The organism is Streptomyces sp. NPDC048361, assembly GCF_040651795.1.
Classification (GTDB): Bacteria; Actinomycetota; Actinomycetes; order Streptomycetales; family Streptomycetaceae; genus Streptomyces.
This window is the reverse complement of record NZ_JBEZKW010000007.1, coordinates 55,646-73,210: the sequence shown is the minus strand read 5'-3', so window position 1 is coordinate 73,210 and position 17,565 is coordinate 55,646. Positions and strand designations below refer to the sequence as shown.

Genomic DNA, 17,565 nt, shown 5'->3' with positions numbered 1-17,565 from the left:
GGCGGTGCCGAGCGCTCAGACCTGGTACCGCTCCGGCGCGAACAGGGCCAGGTTCTCCCGTACCCACTCCGAGGTGTGCTTCAGGCCGTCCTCCAGGGCGACCTGCGGAGCCCAGCCGGCCCATTCGCGGGCGCGTGAGTTGTCCGAAAGCAGTCGCTCGACCTCGCTGCCCGAGGGGCGCAGGCGGGCCGGGTCCACCACCACGGAGGCCTCTCGGCCGGACGCGGCGATGAGCGCCTCGGCCAGATCGCCGATCGCGATCTCTCGGCCCGTGCCCAGGTTCACGACCTCGCCGAGCGCCCGGTCGCACTCCGCGACCGCGAGGAAGCCCCGCGCGGTGTCGGTGACGTACGTGAAGTCGCGGGTCGGGGTGAGCGAGCCGAGCTTGATCTCCCGTACGCCCGCGTGGAGTTGGGCCAGGATGGTGGGGATCACGGCGCGGGCCGACTGGCGCGGGCCGTAGGTGTTGAAGGGGCGCACCACGGTGACGGGGAGCTCGAAGGCGTGCCAGTGCGAGAGCGCCGTCATGTCGGCGCCGATCTTGGAGGCGGAGTACGGCGACTGCGGCTGGAGCGGGTGTTCCTCGCTGATCGGCACGGTCAGGGCGGTCCCGTACACCTCGCTGGTGGAGGTGTGGACGAGGCGGCGCACCGCGTGCCGGCGGCAGGCCTCGGCGATGTTCTCGGTGCCGACCACGTTGGTCTGCACGTAGGCGCCCGGGGAGTCGTAGCTGTACGGGATGCCGATGAGGGCGGCCAGGTGGAAGACGGTGTCGCAGCCGGCCACCGCGTCCGAGACCCGGCCCGCGTCGCGGACGTCCCCGGCCACCGTCTCTACCCGGGGGTGGTTCAGCAGATGGGCCAAGTGGCCTTTCTCGGCGTACGGCTTGTAGTGCACGAACGCCCGGACGTTCGCGCCGAGTTCGACGAGCAGGTCGACCAGGGTCGAGCCGATGAACCCTTCGGCGCCGGTGACCAGGACGGTGCGGCCGTGCCACGGGGTGGTGGGGGTGGTGGTGTTCATGCTGCGTACTCCTTGAGGCGCGAGGCGGGGTGGGAGGCGAGTTCGAGGACCCGGGCGGCCAGCAGGTCGGCGGCGCGGGCGTGGTTGCCGGGGTCGGCGGCGCCGCTCATCGCGGCGAGCCGGGCGGGGTCGGCGAGCAGGGGCTCGATGAGGCCGGCGAGCCGGAACGCGGTGGTCTCGGCGTCCGGCACGAGCAGGCCGGCGCCCGCGTCGGAGAGGACCCGCGCGTTGTGGGTCTGGTGGTCGCCGGGCGCGTGCGGGTAGGGCACGAGGACGGCGGGCACACCGGTCGTGGCGAGCTCGGCGACGGTCGCGGAGCCCGCCCGGCATACGACGAGGTCGGCGGCGGCGTACGCCAGGTCCATCCGGTCGAGGTAAGGCACGGCACGCACCCCGGTGAGCCCGGTCAACTGACGTTCGGTGTCGGCGAGTTGAGCCGGGCCTGTCTTGACGAGGAGGTGGACGTCGGATCGGTCGCGCCAGCGGTGGGCGAGGCCGACGGCGGCCGCGGTGAGCCGGGCGGCGCCCAGGCTGCCGCCGTTGACGAGGACGAGCCGCGCCCCGGGCGGCACGCCGAGGGCGCTGCGGGCCCCGGCGCGCATCGTCGTACGGTCGAGGGAGGCGAGCGCGGCGGCGATGGGCATGCCGGTGGTGACGGCGTCCTGGCCGCCCGAGAGGTGGGCGCGGCTGCGGTCGAAGGCGACCGCGATGTGGGGGGTGAGCCGGGCCGCGAACTGGTTGGCACGGCCCGGCACCGCGTTGGACTCGTGGATGAGGCTGGGCAGACCGGCCATCTTGGCGCCGACGATCACAGGCGCGCTCGGATAGCCGCCCATGCCGACGGCGACTTGGGCGCCCTGCGCCTTGAGGATGGACCGGCACTGCGCGCCCGATCTGAGGAGCGCGGCCGGAAGCAGATACCGCTTGGCGCCGAGCGAGGGGTCGAAGGGGATCATGTCGACGGTGTGCAACCGGTAGCCGGCGCCCGGTATGAGGTCGCCCTCCAGGCCTCTGGTCGTGCCGACGAAGGAGATCACCGCGTCGGGTACGGCCCGCCGCAGCGCCTCGGCGAGCGCGAGCCCGGGGTAGATGTGCCCGCCGGTACCGCCCGCCCCGATCACTACTGACAATGGTGTGCGCATGGCACCGAGGTTCACGGGGCGGCTTAAGAGGGTTCTAAGAGCCTCGTTTGGCAGGCTTTGCCCATGAGCACCACGCGCGCGGTCAGAATTCTCGTCGTCGACGACGAGCCGGAGGTACGGGCGGCCGTCGAGGACGGCCTCGCGGTGGAGGGGTACGAGGTGAAGGGCGCCCCGGACGGGCTCGCGGCCCTCTCGGACGTGGCCCTCTGGCGGCCGGACGCGATCGTCCTCGATGTGATGATGCCGGTCCTCGACGGGCTCGGCGTCTGCCGCCAGCTGCGCGCGATGGGCGACCGCACCCCGGTGCTCGTCCTCACCGCGCTCGACTCGGTGAGCGAGCGGGTGGACGGCCTGGAGGCGGGCGCGGACGACTACTTGGTCAAGCCCTTCGCCCTGGATGAACTCATCGCCCGTGTAAGGGCGTTGTTGCGCCGGGCCGCCCCCGATCCGGCCGAGGCGCAGGAGCTTCGGTACGCCGACCTCGTGCTCGACCCGGTCGCGCACACCGCCCGCCGGGGCGAGCGCGGAATCGACTTCACGCGGACCGAGTTCGCGCTGCTCGAACTGCTCCTGCGCAACCCGGGGCAGGTGCTGCCGAGAGAGTTGATCCACGAACTGGTCTGGGGCCGCGACTTCGGCCCCGACTCCAACTCTCTTGCCGTGTACGTGGGTTACCTGCGCCGCAAGCTGGAGGCGGCGGGCGAGCCGCGCCTGGTCCACACGGTGCACGGGGTCGGCTACCGGCTGGACGCGTCGTGAGCTCCCGGCGGCGCCTCGGGGCCCGCTGGCGCCGGCACCGTCCGCTGCGCACCCGGCTCGCGGTGGCCGCGTCCGCCGCGGTGGCGCTGGTCGCGGTCGGGGTGTGCACGGCCGCGTTCTTCGTACTCCGCTTCGAGCTGTACCACCAGCTCGACCTGAACCTCACCCAGTCGGCGACCCTGGCCATCCAGCAGAACCGGGGCGCGGCCCCCGGCGTGCTGGCCGGGGAGTGCCGTTATCTGGCGGCGCCCGCCTGTGCGCAGGTCGTGCCGGCCGATCCGGCGGACGATCCCGCCAAGCCCTATCTGCTGCCGGTGAGCCCACCCGTGCGCGAGGTCGCCACCGGGGAGCGCAGGCCGTACTCCACCAACATCACGCTGCCCGACGGCGAGCCGGCGCGCATGCTCACCACGCCCTTCGGCGGCTCGAACTCCCTTCAGGTGGCGTTGCGTTCGGACACCGTACGCAAGGGGGTGAGCCAGGCCGCCTGGCTGATGGGCGGGGTCGGGGCGGCCGGGGTGCTGCTCGCCGGGGCGCTCGGATACTGGGTCTCGCGTACGGGTCTCGCCCCCGTGGCGCGGCTCACCGCGACGGCCGAGCACATCGCGGCCACCCGCGACCCGAGCCACCGCATCGAGCTTCCGCCGGGGCCGCCCGACAAGGAGGACGAGGTGACGCGGCTCGCCACGTCCTTCAACACGATGCTGGGCGAGCTGGAGCAGTCGGTGACGGCGCAGCGGCGGCTCGTGGCGGACGCGTCGCACGAGCTGCGGACGCCGTTGACCGCGTTGCGCACCAACGCGGAGTTGCTGGCGCGGGCGGAACGGCTGACCGCGGCTCAGCGCGAGCGCGCCTCTGCCGCGCTCGGGCGTCAGATCCGGGAGGTGTCCGTGCTGGTCAACGACCTCATCGACCTCGCGCGGGACGAGGAGCCGGTGCCGCTCCTTGAGGAGGTCGCGCTGGCACCGCTGCTCACGCACACCGTGGACACGGCGCGGGCGCACTGGCCTATTACCCCGTTCCGGCTGGAGCTGGTGGACGCGTCGGTGACCTTGCCGGGGGTTCCCTCCCGGCTGGCCCGGCTGATCTCCAACCTGTTGGACAACGCGGCGAAGTTCAGCCCCCCGGGGGCGCCGGTGGAAGTGACGCTTTCCGCTGGGGAGTTGACGGTACGGGATCACGGGCCCGGGATCGCCGAGGCCGATCTCCCGTACGTCTTCGACCGGTTCTACCGGGCCGAGCAGGCCCGGGCGCTCCCGGGGTCGGGGCTGGGGCTTGCGATGGCTCGGCAGATCGCGCGGGCGCATGGTGCTGCGCTGACGGTCGAGCGGGCGGCGGGCGGCGGAGCCCAGTTCCGCCTGACCTTGCCGCGCCGCTGACGGCGGTTCGGGCCACTCGTACGGCTACTTGAGGGTGCAGCTACCTGGGGCTCCGCCCCGGACCCCGTGCGCGCCTGAAGGGCGCTCGTCCGCAAACTCCCCAAGGCCTTAAGGGCCGGGGAACCCCCATGACGGGCTGAGGTTGCCCGTGCGGGCCGGTATAGAGCAGTTCAGGGGCGCGGGGAACTGCGCGAGACTCGGGGCGGGCCGCAGCGGGAAGCGGGGTTGGGGGCGCCGGGCCGGCCGTGCGCCGGCCCGCTCCGGGAAGCGGACCGGCGTCCGGGGTCAGAAGCCGGGCGGCTCCGTGTACGTGCCCCACTCCTCGCGCAGCACCCCGCAGATCTCACCCAGGGTCGCCTCGGCGCGTACCGCGTCCAGCATCGGGGCGATCATGTTCGAACCGTCGCGGGCCGCGGCCAGCATCGTGTCCAGGGCCGCCGACACCGCGGCGTCGTCGCGGCGCGACTTGCGGTCGGCGAGCTCGCGTACCTGCTCGCGCTCCACCTCGTGGCTGACCCGCAGGATCTCCAGGTCGCCGGTGACCGAACCGTGGTGGCAGTTGACGCCCACCACCCGCTTGTCGCCCTTCTCCAGGGACTGCTGGTAGCGGAAGGCGGACTCCGCGATCTCTCCGGTGAACCAGCCGTCCTCGATGCCGCGCAGGATGCCGGAGGTGATCGGGCCGATGGGGTGCTGCCCGTCGGGGTGCGCCCGGGTGCCCCGCTCCTTGATCTGGTCGAAGATCTTCTCCGCATCCGCCTCGATGCGGTCGGTGAGCTGCTCGATGTACCAGGAACCGCCCAGCGGGTCGGCGACGTTGGCGACGCCGGTCTCCTCCATCAGGACCTGCTGGGTGCGCAGCGCGATCTCCGCGGCCTGCTCACTCGGCAGGGCGAGGGTCTCGTCGAGGGCGTTGGTGTGCAGGGAGTTGGTGCCGCCGAGGACTGCGGCCAGGGCCTCCACGGCGGTGCGCACGACGTTGTTGTACGGCTGCTGTGCGGTCAGCGACACCCCGGCGGTCTGGGTGTGGAAGCGCAGCCACTGCGCCTTGTCCGACTGGGCGCCGTACACCTCCTTCATCCAGCGGGCCCAAATGCGGCGCGCGGCGCGGAACTTGGCGATCTCCTCGAAGAAGTCGACGTGGGCGTCGAAGAAGAAGGAGAGGCCGGGGGCGAAGACGTCCACGTCCAGGCCGCGGCTGAGGCCGAGCTCCACGTAGCCGAAGCCGTCGGCGAGGGTGTACGCCAGCTCCTGCGCCGCCGTCGCCCCGGCCTCGCGGATGTGGTAGCCGGAGACGGAGAGCGGCTTGTAGGCGGGGATGCCCTGCGCGCAGTGCTCCATCAGGTCGCCGATGAGGCGCAGGTGGGGCTCGGGCTGGAAGAGCCACTCCTTCTGCGCGATGTACTCCTTGAAGATGTCGGTCTGGAGGGTGCCGTTGAGGACGCCCGGGTCGACGCCCTGCCGCTCGGCGGCGACGAGGTACATGCAGAACACGGGGACGGCCGGGCCGCTGATGGTCATGGACGTGGTGACGTCGCCGAGCGGGATGTCCTGGAAGAGGACCTCCATGTCGGCGGCCGAGTCGATGGCGACGCCGCAGTGGCCGACCTCGCCGAGCGAGCGGGGGTCGTCGGAGTCGCGGCCCATGAGCGTGGGCATGTCGAAGGCGACGCTCAGGCCGCCGCCGCCCGCGGCCAGGATCATCTTGTAGCGCTCGTTGGTCTGCTCGGCGTTGCCGAACCCGGCGAACTGCCGGATCGTCCACGTGCGGCCCCGGTAGCCGGTCGGGTACAGGCCGCGGGTGTAGGGGTACTCGCCGGGCCAGCCGATCCGTTCGAACCCGTCGTAGGTGTCGCCGGGCCGGGGCCCGTACGCGGGGTCGACGGGGTCCCCGGAGAGTGTGGTGAAGTCCGCGTCGCGCTTGCGGGCCTTGTCGTAACGGGCCTGCCAGCGGCGGCGGCCTTCCTCGATCGCGTCAGCGTCCATGGCTCAAATTTACTTGGACGTCCTAGTAAATGTCGATGGGCGACCGCCACGCGTTGCGCTTGCGCGGCGGTGGGGCTCCCTCGGGGTGCGGCCGGGTGCGGCGGGGTCAGGCGCTGGCGCCGGCCGGGACGGTGTCCCTGACCTTCGACTCCAGCTCCTTGGAGACCTTGCGCTCGACGAAGAAGGCGGCGGTGGGGATGGTTCCGGCGATCAGCACCCACAGCTGCTTGCCGACCGGCCACTTCGCCTTGGAGCCGAGGTCGAAGGCGAAGACGAGGTAGATCACGTACAGCCAGCCGTGGGCGATGCCGATGACCTTCGTGAAGTCGGCGGCGCCGTTCATGTCGAGGATGTACTTGGCGATGACGCCGAGGGTCAGCAGGACCAGCAGCACGCCTGTGACGTACGCCATTACCCGGTAGCGGGTCAGTACGCTCTTTTTCATGCGGTCGAGCGTAACCGGACATGCGGGGCGATCTTCCCCCGGGGCACGCCTTGCGGGGGCTCTCCCCCGCCCCCGCGCGCGGCGGCCCGCCCCCCTGCCGGGATGCCCCATGGCAGCACGCCGCCCCGGCGTACCCGGCCCGTCCGGCCATCGAGGACGAGCGCCCACCTGGCGCGAACGGGTCCGGGGCGCAGCCCCCGACACCCCACTTTCGAGTGCGGACCGTGCGTGGCCGGTCGCGCAGTTCCGCGCGCCTGTGGGGCACCCGGCACCGACCGACCGCGCCCGCCCCCGCCGAGCACGCCCGCTGCAGGGGACCCGTTGCCCATGGGGGCCGGGGCGGAGACCTGGGTCAGTCTTCGAAGTCGTTGGCTGCTACTCGTAGCGGGCGGAGCATCGCGAAGATCTCGGCGCACTCCTCCGCGTCGTAGGCGCCAAGGCCGAACTCCATCGACATCAGGTCACGCGTCGCCGACTCCACCACCTCGCGCCCCTTGTCCGTGATGGACGCCAGCGTGCCGCGGCCGTCGTTCGGGTTGGGGCGCTTGTCGACCAGGCCCGACTTCACGAGGCGGTCCACCGTGTTGGTGACCGACGTCGGATGGACCATCAGGCGTTCGCCGATCTTGGACATCGGCAGCTCCCCCGCTTTGGAGAAGGTCAGAAGGACCAGCGCTTCGTACCGCGCGAACGTCAGCCCGTACGGCTTCACCACCGCGTCGACCTCGGCAAGCAGGATCTGGTGTGCCCGCATGATCGAGGTGATCGCCCCCATCGAGGGCACGGGACCCCAGCGCTGCTGCCAGAGTTCGTCGGCTCGGGCGATGGGATCGAAGGGAAGGCTGAGCGGCTTGGGCACGCGACGACCTTACCCACTGGTCACATGCCGGTCAGCTCCGTCTCGTAGTTCGGTACCGCCGACCCGCCGCCCAGGGCGCGGGGCGCGGCACTCCGCCGACCTGACGGCCCGTCATGTCACGATGGTCCGGCCCTGTGCACACCATCGCGTGCACACCGTCCGTGTACGCCGTCCCGTGTGCACCCTCGCGACCCCCAAGGGGCCCGATGTCCCGGTACCGAATCCTGCTCGCCACCGTGTCGGCCGTGCTGCTCGCCGCCGTCGCCGGCTGCTCGTCCGGCGGCGACGGATCCGGGGAGGGGCCCGGCGCGCGGACCGGCTCGCGGGCCGAGGCCGCCCCCGCGCCCGCGTCCGGCTCCCCGTTCTGGGTGGACCCGGAGAGCGACGCCGCGCGGCAGGTCAAGCTCTGGCAAGGCCAGGGGCGTACCGCCGACGCCGCGGCCCTGCGGCGGATCGCCGACCGGCCGGTCGCCACCTGGCCGTCCGGAAACGACCCGCGGGCCCGCATCCGCAAGGCCGTAGCGGGCGCCGCCGAGGAGCACCGGACCGCGCTGTTCGTGGCGTACGACATTCCGCACCGCGACTGCGGCAAGTACTCGGCGGGCGGCGCCGAGGGGGGCGACGGCTACCGCGCCTGGACCCGGATGTTCGCCGAGGCGATCGGGGACGCGCCGGCCGTGATCGTCCTGGAGCCCGACGCGATCGCCCACATGGTCGACGGGTGCACCACACCCGACCACCACGCCGAGCGCTACCAGCTCCTGGCCGAGGCGATCGAGACGTTCAAGACGCTGCCCCGTACCAAGGTCTACCTCGACGCGGGCAACCCGTCGTGGATCCCCGACCCGGGCAGCCTGGTGGAGCCGTTGAAGCGGGCCGGCATCGACAAGGCCGACGGCTTCGCCCTGAACGTCTCCAACTTCCAGACGAACGGCGCCGTACGGGCGTACGGGGTGAAGGTCTCCCAGGGGCTCGGCGGCAAGCATTTCGTCATGGACACCAGCCGCAACGGCGAGGGCCCGCTGCTCGACGGCCGCGACCAGGCCTGGTGCAACCCGCCGGGGCGCTCGCTCGGCACCCCGCCGTCGGTCAGCACCGGGGACCCGCTCGTCGACGCGTTCTTGTGGATCAAGCGGCCGGGCGATTCGGACGGGCCCTGTCGCGGGGGCCCGTCCGCCGGCACCTGGTGGCCGGAGTACGCCCTCGGGCTCGCCAAGCGCGCCCGTTACTGACGCCCCCGTCGGCCCGGCGCACGCTCAGTCCACCCGGAGCCACTTCGCTTCGGACGGGGTGCCGTCCTGGTCGCTCACGAAGACCATGTACCAGCCGGGCGGGACGAGCGCGCGGTCCGTGGGGACGGTGATCGTGACCGAGTCCTTGTCCTTCGTCAGACCCAGTTCGATGGAGCGCTGCTCCACGTCCGTGGTGTGGGTGACCGCGCTCGGCCGCATCAGACGGGCCTTGACCAGGCGCTCGGGATGGGCGGCTTTGAAGGAGGCCCTGCCGCCCGCGGGCACCGCCTCGGGGCCGTCGCCGAGCGCGGGGCGCTCGCCCTTGTCGCCGTAGAGGTACGGCGGGGTGTAGATCTCCATGCGCTGCTCGAACTTGCCGAGCTTGGTGTTGTTCTTGTCGCCGAAGAGCGAGTCGGAGCCGAAGGTGGCGACCCGGCCGTCCGGGAGCAGCAGCGCCTCGGAGTGGTAGTTGCGGCCGATGGTAGGGTCCGCCGCCTCGCGGAAGGCGTTCGCCTTGGGGTCGTAGAACTGGGCGCGGAAGATGTTGGAGCCGCCCCGGCCCCGGTAGTCGGAGGAGCCGCCGGTGGTGAAGACGGAGTCGTCCGGCATGAGCACGCTGCTCAAATACCGTGTTCCCTGCGGGAGTTCGGGTCCGGACGTGAAGACGGGGTTGTTCTGGTTCAGGTCCACCACGGCGGTGCGCGGGGTGGCCTTCTTGGACTCGCCCACGCCGCCGCCGCCGAGCAGCATGAACCGCTGGTCCTGTGCGGGCGGCAGCAGGAGTGAGCTGGCCGTCTCCAGCTGATCGGCGGCGTTCAGGCCGCCGATCTTGGTGAAGGTGTTCTTCTCGACGTCCCACAGGCCCGGCTCGCGGCCCTTGTCGGCGGGCCCGTAGCCGGAGTTGGCGCCCGAGTAGAAGAGCTTGCCGCCCTTGGTCAGGAAGAGCGAGGGATAGGTCGGGAAGTAGCGGAAGGGCCCGGATGACCACTTCTTGGTCTTCGGGTCGTAGATCTCGTTGTTGCCGGCGAGGATGACGCCCACGTCGTCGAGCCCGGAGACGGCGAGCACCTTGCCGTCCTTGAGCGTGGTGAGCGTCGGGTACCAGCGGGCCTCCTTCATCGGGGCGACGGGTACGTACTTCTCGGCCTTGGGGTCGAACTCGTAGGCCGCCCTGATCCCCTGGTAGTCCTGCTTGTCCAGGGTGATCTTCTCGGCGAGCCCGTACACGTTGTCGGCGTCCTTGCCTGCGAGGCCCACGACCTCGTACTGGGCCTGGTCGGTGGCGACCGACTGGGGGCCCTCGACGGCCGCCTCGACGAAGACCCGCGCCTCGGCGGCGGTGGTCTTGGTCTTCCACGGCTTCATCCGGCCGTTGGCGTAGTACGAGACCTCGAACTCGCGCTTGGCGCGCGGCACGGTGACGTCGAACTTCGACACGTACTCGACGCCCGACGGGGAGCGGAACGTCGTGCCCTTCTTGAGGGTGACGGCCTTGTTGGGGTCCTCGTTCTTGACCCGCATGCCACCGCCGGCCCGTTTCACCTCGCCGTCGAGGACCTCGTAGCGGGCGGTGCCGCCGGCCACCAGGAGCTTGCCGTCGGGGAGTTGGGCGTGGCCGCCGCAGAAGAAGTCCTCGGGCGTGTGGATCTTCTTGAAGCTGTTGTCCTTGGGGTTCCACAGCACGGTGTCGAAGGTGCCCGCGTCGAAGTGGTCCTGCTTGTTGCCCGAGCCCGCGATGATCAGCACCTTGCCGGTGTGGAGGAGCGCCGCGTGGATGGCGTTGGTCCGGTACTCCTTGGGGATGTCGACGCCGTGCCAGGCGCCGTACTTCCGCATGTACTCGGGCTGGGCGATCTCGTAGGCGTGGTACTGCTCGGTGGCGAAGGAGAGTGCGGCGGGTGCGTTGAGTCCCGCGAGGAGCACGACGGCGCCACCGCCGAACAGGGTCTTCTTCATCCGTTTCGAAGGCCGGTAGGCCATGACGTCAGTTCCCTCCGGTCGTCGTGGCGACGGCGGGTTCGGCCTCGCCGCCGGGCTTGTGCTGCGGGAGCGGCACGGCCGCGCGGGTCGCGGCGCGCTCACGCAGCGAGGTCCAGGCCCAGATCGCGACCGGCGCGAGCGCGATGCACAGGGCGAGTACGGCCCAGGTGCGCATGGCGGCGTGGGTGTGGCCGTAACGCACGGAGGCGATCAGTGAGGACGTGAGGACGGCCGCCCAGAACAGGTGGATGCGGAACGTCCACAGCCGGTCGGGACTGGCCCGGCCGCCCTTGGGGGTGACGACGAACCGGCCGCGGGTGCGCAGCACCGCCGAGCCGAGCGACTTGAGGTAGATCGGCGCGGAGAGCGCCGACATGCCCATCCCGGCGAGGCCGCCCGAGCCCTCGGGTTCGTGGGGCGAGACGTTGTGCCGCCGGTTCCACAGGTAGAGGCCGATCTGGAGGGCGGCGGCGTCGCTGTAGAGCATCAGCCAGACCGAGGCGGTGACCTCGGTGCCGGACGCGCCGAACCAGAGGAAGAGCACACAACTGACGATGCCCAGCAGCCAGTTGACGGCCGTCATGGGGTAGTAGACGAGCATCAGGGTGTACGAGAGCAGCCGGCCGGGCGGCATCGTGAAGGGCGCCTTCCAGTACTGCTTGACCAGGGTCTCGTAGGTGCCGCGCGACCAGCGCATCTGCTGGGTGAAGAAGTCGGTCCAGGAGGCCGGGCCCTCGCCGACGGCCAGTACGTCCGGGGTGTACACGGAGCGCCAGTGCCGGCCGGTCCTCGGGTTCTTGTGCCGGTGCAGTTCGAAGCCGGTGGCCATGTCCTCGGTGATCGAGTCGTACAGGCCGCCGATCTGCCGCAGCGCCGCGATCCGCACCACGTTGTTGGTGCCGACGAACATGGGCGCCCGGTAGCGGTTGCCGGCCCGCTGGATCAGCGCGTGGAAGAGGAACTGCTGGGACTCGGCGGCCTTGGTGACGGGCGAGTCGTAGTTCCCGTAGACCTGCGGCCCGACGACGAAGGCGACGTCGGGGTCGCGGAAGTAACCCATCATCCGCTCAAGGAAGTTGGGGAGCGGGGCGTGGTCGGTGTCGACGGAGGCGAAGAAGTCGTAGTGGCCGCCGTGCATCGCGATCCAGGCGTTGTAGTTGCCGTGTTTGGTACGGGCCTTGTGGGCGCCCTTCTTGCGGTTCCACTCGGGGACGCCCTTGCGGGTGAAGTGGCGTACGCCGAGCTCCGTGCAGAGCGCCTTGGCCTCGTCGTCGTCGCCCTCGTCCAGGAGCCAGATGTCCAGGGGCCCGGGGTGGGTGAGCCGGACGGCCGCCTCCAGGGTGGTGCGCACCATGGATATGGGTTCCGTGCCCGGCACATACGTGGTGAGGAAGGCGACCCGGGTGCCCTTTTCGGGGGTGACGGGGACGGGGTCGCGGGCGACCAGCGTGGCGTGGGCGACCGAGGCGACGTTGGCGACCATGAACAGCTCGATCAGGCCGATCGAGACCAGCATCGTGATGTCGAGGTCCACGAGCCAGCGGTCGCCGCCCTCGCGCTCGACCCAGTGGGTGGGCCAGATGAGATAGACGAGCAGCAGGCCGGTGAGTATCGGCGCGAGGGTCATCAGAAGGACGGCGCGTATGCGGTGCGGCTCCTGTGAGAGCAGACTCCGGTACTGCACCCGGTAGGGCTTGGCGCCCGGCTCCGTGAGCGGTCCGGCCAGTCGGCTGTGGGTGTCGTATGCGTAGCCCTCCGGGCGCACGTGCCCTCCAGCTGATCGTCGAGCAGGGGTTTTGCATCGGGTTGATAACCCCACAAAAGTGGAGAAAGCCCGGCGTGTCGACTGGAGTACTCCGAGTGAGCGGTTCTAGGGTGGCGGGCCGTTTCGGCGGCGGGGGCCCGTCGCCGTCTTCTGCGCGTACATGCGTGAGCCCCCCGGCCTGGGCGGGCCGGGGGGCTCTCGACGTGCTGGGCGGGGGCCGCTGCTCGGCGGCCCGGTGACGGGTGCCTACTCGTCGGCGAGGTGGCGCTCGACCGTCTCGACCTTGGAGGTGAGACCGTCGGTGACGCCGGGGCGGATGTCCGCCTTGAGGACGAGAGAGACCCGGTTCGAGCGGGCCTCGACGGCGGCGACGGCGCGCTTGACGACGTCCATGACCTCGTCCCACTCACCTTCGATGCTGGTGAACATCGCGTCGGTGTGGTTGGGCAGGCCGGACTCGCGCACGACGCGCACCGCGTCCGCGACGTACTCCCCCACGTCCTCGCCGACGCCGAGCGGGCTGACCGAGAAGGCGACGATCATGCGTTGACCACGCCTTCCTTGCGGGCCCTGGTCGCGATCACGGCGTCGTCGAGCTCACGCCGGAGCTTGCGCTCGGCGAAGAAGCCGCCGAAGGGCAGGACGGCGAGCACGAAGTAGAGGATGCCGGTCTTCGCGGGCCACTTGGTGCGGTTCCAGGCGTCGAGCCAGAAGAGCACGTACAGCGTGAAGAGGATGCCGTGGACCATGCCCATCACCATCACCCCGTCGAACGAGGTGGTGCGCTTGAGCACCGAGCACACCAGCAGGATCGGGAACGAGATGGCCTCGGGGAGCGAGATCAGTCGGAGTCGATGCAGGGCGGAGGCTGTCTTGAGGTCCACGTGAGGGGCACTTTCGCTGGGAGAGAGCGGGCGGCAGTGATCGAATGACGGCGTTCACGGGACGGTGATCGTTTGTGAACGCGTGCACAAACGTTCCTCATTCTGACATCGTCCCCTTGCCCCTGTCGGGGCGGGTCCCCGGCCCGCTACCGTCGGGCCGTGGCAATGTTCCGACTTCAGGGCAGCAAGGTGCTCGCCGTCGACATGACCGGCGACGCAGTCAAGGCGAAGAACGGCTCGATGGTCGCCTACGACGGACAGATGGCGTTCAAGAAGATGTCCGGCGGCGGCGAGGGTCTGCGCGGCATGGTGACCCGGCGCCTCACCGGCGAGCAGATGACCGTGATGGAGGTGAAGGGCCACGGCACGTGCTATTTCGCCGACCGTGCGAACGAGATCAACCTCGTGAGCCTGACCGGCGACAAGCTCTACGTCGAGGCGAGCAATCTGCTCGCCACCGATGCGGGGCTGCGCACCGGTACCACCTTCACCGGCCTGCGCGGCGCGAGCCAGGGCAATGGCCTGTTCACCACGACGATCGAGGGCCGGGGCCAGGCCGCGATCATGTCGGACGGGCCTGCGGTGGTGCTGCGCGTCAGCGCCCAGTACCCGCTCCTGGTCGACCCCGGCGCCTACATCGCCCACCAGGGCAACCTGCGCCAGCACTTCCAGTCCGGGGTGACCTTCCGCACCTTCGTCGGCGAGGGCTCCGGCGAGGCGTTCCAGATCCGGTTCGAGGGCGAGGGCCTGGTGTACGTGCAGCCGAGCGAGCGCAACACGATCGGCGGGGACGTCTGATGCCGTTCCGCGAGATCAACTCCAAGATGGTCGAGGCCACGGTGCTGCCCGGCCAGAAGATGTTCAGCCAGCGCGGCGCGATGCTCGCGTACAAGGGCGACGTGTCCTTCACGCCCAACATCCAGGGCGGCCAGGGCGGCCTCATGTCGATGATCGGCCGCCGGGTCGCCAACGAGGCGACGCCACTCATGACGGTCGAGGGCAGTGGCACGGTGATGTTCGGCCACGGCGGCCACCACATCCAGGTGATCAGCCTCCAGGGCGACACCCTGTACGTCGAGGCCGACCGGCTGCTCGCCTTCGACGGCTCTCTCCAGCAGGGCACGATGTTCATGGGCTCGCAGGGCGGGGTCATGGGCATGGTGCGCGGCCAGGTGACCGGGCAGGGCCTGTTCACCACGACCCTCAAGGGCCATGGCGCGGTCGCGGTGATGGCGCACGGCGGGGTGATCGAGCTGCCGATCACCCCGCAGCGTCCGGTCCACGTCGACCCGCAGGCGTACGTCGCCCACCACGGCGACGTACGCAACAAGCTCTCGGCCGCGCTCGGCTGGCGCGAGATGGTGGGCCGGGGCTCCGGCGAGGCCTTCCAGCTCGAACTGTCCGGACAGGGCGCGGTGTACGTACAGGCCTCGGAGGACAAGCTGTGAGCGCCCCGGTGATCTTCGATCCGTACTCGCTGCCCAGCGACGACAACGTCAACAAGTACACGTTCTGCGTGGAGCTCAAGTCGAGCCAGTGGTTCCTGCAGAAGGGCAAGATGATCGCCTATTACGGGCAGATCGAGTTCAACGGGATCGGTCACGGGCGGCTCGACCGGCTGCTGCGCACGAGCTTCCACTCGCCGCTGCACGCTGCCGACTGGGTGGTGGCGGACGGCAGCGGCAAGATGCTCCTCGCGGACCGCGCCTTCGATGTGAACAGCTACGACCTGGACGAGGGCAATCTGACCATCCGGTCCGGCAACCTCCTGGCGTACCAGCCCTCGCTCGCGCTCAAGCAGTCGATCGTGCCGGGGTTCCTGACCCTGATCGGCACCGGCAAGTTCGTGGCGGCCTCCAACGGGCCCGTGGTCTTCCTGGAGCCGCCGATCCGGGTGGATCCGCAGGCGCTGGTCGGTTGGGCGGACTGCCCCTCACCGTGTCACCACTACGACCACGGGTACCTGACCGGCGTCCTGGGCGGAATCCGGTCACTGACCGGGATCGGCGGCGCCTCGGGCGAGGAGCACCAGTTCGAGTTCGTGGGGGCGGGTACGGTGCTGCTCCAGTCCACCGAAGCGCTCATGGCGGAGCAGGCGACCGGGCAGGTGGCCGCCGAGCCCGGGGTACCCGGCGGTGGGCAGGGCGGGCACGTGCCGGCGGCCGGGGCACCGCGTCTTCCCGGCCAGCTGGGGGACCTGCAGCGTCGCTTCGGGCTGTGAGCGGTAGTCTGCGGAGTGTGACGTCGAACGCCTGAGCCCCTCCGGGCGACGGTCACGCCCGAGGGGTGTGCCCCGCGTCGGGTGCCGGGCGTCACATCCTCCCGGTTGGTTCAGAATTCAACTTCTTAGGTAGAATCCACATATGGAGACCGAGACGGCCACGAACTGGCTGAGCGACAACGAGCAGTGCGCCTGGCGCACCTACCTGGACGTCAACAGGATGCTGACGTACCAGATGGAGAAGGATCTCCAGCCGTTCGGCCTGACCAACAACGACTACGAGATCCTGGTGAACCTCTCGGAGTCGGCGGACAAGCGGATGCGGATGAGCGACCTCGCGGCCGCCACCCTCCAGTCCAAGAGCCGTCTCTCGCACCAGATCACCCGCATGGAGAACGCGGGCCTGGTCCGGCGCGAGAACTGCGAGTCGGACCGGCGCGGGCTCTTCGCCGTCCTCACCGAGCAGGGCGCGGCGACCATGGAGAAGGTCGCCCCGCACCACGTGGCCTCCGTGCGGCGCCACTTCATCGATCTGCTGTCGGGCGAGGCCCTGGCTGATCTGCGGGAGTCCCTGACACCGGTCGCGGAGCATCTGCGCGGGCACCGCGGGAAGATCTGACGGCGAGCGCGGAACACAGCGCGGGCAGCCCCGCGAGGACGAAGCACCACGCGAGCGGAAGCCGCCCGGCGAGCAGTCCCACGCCTGCGGACGCGGCCGAACCCCCGGCGTTCACCGCCGTGTTGACCCACGCACCGGCCCGGGTACGGGCACCGGGCGCGGCGAGTTCGTCGGCGTACAGATAGGCCGTGGTGAGCGCGGGGGCGACGAAGAGGCCGGTGAGGACCATGGCCCCGGCGAGGGTGAACAGGCCGGGCGCGGCCCCGGCGAGCGCCAGCGCTCCGGCGAGGCCGACCGCGAACAGGGCGAGCCGGGCCGCGGCCGGACGCTGCCAGTGCACGGCCCCGTTGACCAGGCCCCCCACCGCGCTGCCGACCGAGAGGGCACCGAGCAGCCAGGGCGCGGCCGACGCCCGGCCGTGCGCGTCCGCGAACACCAGGACCAGGAGTTCGACCGCGCCGATCCCGAGCCCCACACCGGCCGCCACCAGGGCGGGCCGCCAGGGCGCGCGGCCCTTGGTGCCGGCCGCCGTGGGCCGGCCCGGTGACGGCTGCATCGCGCGGACCGCGGGCGAGGCGACCAGGGCGAGCGTCCCCACGATCACGAGTCCCGCGCCGAGCAGGATGCCGACGGCCGGATGGCAGAACTGGACCAGCACGCCGATCACCAACGGGCCACTCACGAAGAGGAGTTCCTCGCATACGCCGTCCAGGCTGTAGGCGCGCTCCAGCATCCGGCGGTCGGCGAGCAGCTCGCTCCACAGGGTGCGCATGGTCGGGCCGAGCGGCGGGGTGCAGGCGCCCGCAGCCGTCCCGAGGACACCGAGCTGCAGGGCGCCGCCCCCGCCGAGCAGGCAGATGACAGCGAGCGCGACGAGCAGCGCCCCGTACAGGGCGGCCATCGGGGCGAGGGCGCGGCGTGGGCCGTGCCGGTCGACGAGGGCGGCGCGGGCCGGTGAGAGCAGCACACTGCTGATGCCGAACAGGGCCATGACGGTGCCGGCCACCGCGTAGGAGCCCGAGCCCTGTTTGACGGCGAGGACCAGGGCGAGCGGGGCGATTCCGTAGGAGAGCCGCCCGAGCAGGGCGGCGCCGAAGGCGCGGGCGGCATGGGGGGTCCGCAGAACGGCGGCGTACGAAGACATGGGGGTTCCTTGGGGCTCTGCGCGAAAGGGGTCGCCGGAGCGGGCCGCCGACCGTACGCCCCCTGGGGGCCGGCCGCGGCGCCGGGGCGGGACCTAGGCGCAGAGCAGGAACATGCCTCCTACGCTA

Annotated in this window: 17 protein-coding genes; 7 read left to right on the top strand and 10 right to left on the bottom strand. The window is 70.9% G+C overall.

Annotation, left to right across the window (positions count from 1 at the left end; translation table 11 throughout):
* Positions 1 to 15: 15 nt before the first annotated feature.
* Entirely contained in the window at positions 16 to 1,023 is a 1,008-nt protein-coding gene (locus AB0D31_RS06140; protein ID WP_362717671.1) for an SDR family NAD(P)-dependent oxidoreductase, read from the bottom strand.
* Entirely contained in the window at positions 1,020 to 2,165 is a 1,146-nt protein-coding gene (locus AB0D31_RS06135; RefSeq protein WP_362717668.1) for a UDP-N-acetylglucosamine--N-acetylmuramyl-(pentapeptide) pyrophosphoryl-undecaprenol N-acetylglucosamine transferase, read from the bottom strand. The genes AB0D31_RS06140 and AB0D31_RS06135 overlap by 4 nt, the downstream gene beginning before the upstream one ends.
* A 63-nt stretch (positions 2,166 to 2,228) precedes the next feature.
* On the opposite strand from AB0D31_RS06135, the gene AB0D31_RS06130 reads away from it, so the two are divergent.
* Entirely contained in the window at positions 2,229 to 2,924 is a 696-nt protein-coding gene (locus tag AB0D31_RS06130; RefSeq protein ID WP_362717665.1) for a response regulator transcription factor, read from the top strand.
* The gene (locus AB0D31_RS06125) at positions 2,921 to 4,303 is read left to right on the top strand and encodes a HAMP domain-containing sensor histidine kinase (protein ID WP_362717663.1); all 1,383 of its coding nucleotides are present in this window, start codon (positions 2,921 to 2,923) and stop codon (positions 4,301 to 4,303) included. Before AB0D31_RS06130 ends, AB0D31_RS06125 begins: the two co-directional genes overlap by 4 nt.
* Positions 4,304 to 4,588: 285 nt before the next feature.
* Here AB0D31_RS06125 and AB0D31_RS06120 read toward each other — a convergent pair whose 3' ends face one another.
* The 3 genes from AB0D31_RS06120 to AB0D31_RS06110 form a co-directional block, all read right to left on the bottom strand.
* A complete protein-coding gene (locus AB0D31_RS06120) occupies positions 4,589 to 6,289 on the bottom strand; it encodes a methylmalonyl-CoA mutase family protein (protein ID WP_362717660.1) in 1,701 nt (566 codons plus the stop codon).
* A gap of 106 nt (positions 6,290 to 6,395) precedes the next feature.
* Positions 6,396 to 6,734, bottom strand: a complete 339-nt coding sequence (locus AB0D31_RS06115) for a DUF3817 domain-containing protein (RefSeq protein WP_362717657.1) — start codon at positions 6,732 to 6,734, stop codon at positions 6,396 to 6,398.
* A gap of 352 nt (positions 6,735 to 7,086) precedes the next feature.
* Positions 7,087 to 7,593 (bottom strand): MarR family transcriptional regulator, encoded by a 507-nt coding sequence (locus AB0D31_RS06110; protein ID WP_267056451.1) that lies wholly within the window; start codon positions 7,591 to 7,593, stop codon positions 7,087 to 7,089.
* 206 nt (positions 7,594 to 7,799) lie between these two features.
* Here AB0D31_RS06110 and AB0D31_RS06105 point away from each other — a divergent pair, with 206 nt between their 5' ends.
* Positions 7,800 to 8,825, top strand: coding sequence for a glycoside hydrolase family 6 protein (locus AB0D31_RS06105; protein WP_362717654.1), 1,026 nt, complete (start codon positions 7,800 to 7,802; stop codon positions 8,823 to 8,825).
* 24 nt (positions 8,826 to 8,849) lie between these two features.
* Here the strand turns inward: AB0D31_RS06105 and AB0D31_RS06100 are convergent, their stop codons facing one another.
* From AB0D31_RS06100 to AB0D31_RS06085, 4 genes are all read right to left on the bottom strand, one after another.
* A complete protein-coding gene (locus tag AB0D31_RS06100) occupies positions 8,850 to 10,805 on the bottom strand; it encodes a galactose oxidase early set domain-containing protein (protein ID WP_362717651.1) in 1,956 nt (651 codons plus the stop codon).
* A 4-nt stretch (positions 10,806 to 10,809) separates the two neighbouring features.
* Positions 10,810 to 12,570, bottom strand: coding sequence for a cellulose synthase catalytic subunit (locus AB0D31_RS06095; protein WP_362717649.1), 1,761 nt, complete (start codon positions 12,568 to 12,570; stop codon positions 10,810 to 10,812).
* Between the two features lie 246 nt (positions 12,571 to 12,816).
* On the bottom strand, positions 12,817 to 13,113 hold the full coding sequence (locus AB0D31_RS06090; RefSeq protein WP_362717647.1) for an MTH1187 family thiamine-binding protein: 297 nt from the start codon (positions 13,111 to 13,113) through the stop codon (positions 12,817 to 12,819).
* Positions 13,110 to 13,454 (bottom strand): DUF3817 domain-containing protein, encoded by a 345-nt coding sequence (locus AB0D31_RS06085; protein WP_362717644.1) that lies wholly within the window; start codon positions 13,452 to 13,454, stop codon positions 13,110 to 13,112. Before AB0D31_RS06085 ends, AB0D31_RS06090 begins: the two co-directional genes overlap by 4 nt.
* Before the next feature lie 165 nt (positions 13,455 to 13,619).
* Between AB0D31_RS06085 and AB0D31_RS06080 the strand changes: the two genes are divergently transcribed.
* The 4 genes from AB0D31_RS06080 to AB0D31_RS06065 all read left to right on the top strand — a co-directional run bounded on the left by AB0D31_RS06080 (position 13,620) and on the right by AB0D31_RS06065 (position 16,294).
* Entirely contained in the window at positions 13,620 to 14,252 is a 633-nt protein-coding gene (locus AB0D31_RS06080) for an AIM24 family protein (protein WP_362717856.1), read from the top strand.
* Entirely contained in the window at positions 14,252 to 14,902 is a 651-nt protein-coding gene (locus tag AB0D31_RS06075) for an AIM24 family protein (protein WP_362717641.1), read from the top strand. Before AB0D31_RS06080 ends, AB0D31_RS06075 begins: the two co-directional genes overlap by 1 nt.
* Entirely contained in the window at positions 14,899 to 15,675 is a 777-nt protein-coding gene (locus AB0D31_RS06070) for an AIM24 family protein (protein ID WP_362717638.1), read from the top strand. The genes AB0D31_RS06075 and AB0D31_RS06070 overlap by 4 nt, the downstream gene beginning before the upstream one ends.
* A 142-nt stretch (positions 15,676 to 15,817) precedes the next feature.
* Positions 15,818 to 16,294 (top strand): MarR family transcriptional regulator, encoded by a 477-nt coding sequence (locus tag AB0D31_RS06065; protein WP_362717635.1) that lies wholly within the window; start codon positions 15,818 to 15,820, stop codon positions 16,292 to 16,294.
* Here AB0D31_RS06065 and AB0D31_RS06060 read toward each other — a convergent pair.
* Positions 16,200 to 17,438, bottom strand: a complete 1,239-nt coding sequence (locus AB0D31_RS06060; RefSeq protein WP_362717632.1) for an MFS transporter — start codon at positions 17,436 to 17,438, stop codon at positions 16,200 to 16,202. The genes AB0D31_RS06065 and AB0D31_RS06060 overlap by 95 nt on opposite strands.
* Positions 17,439 to 17,565 lie beyond the last annotated feature (127 nt).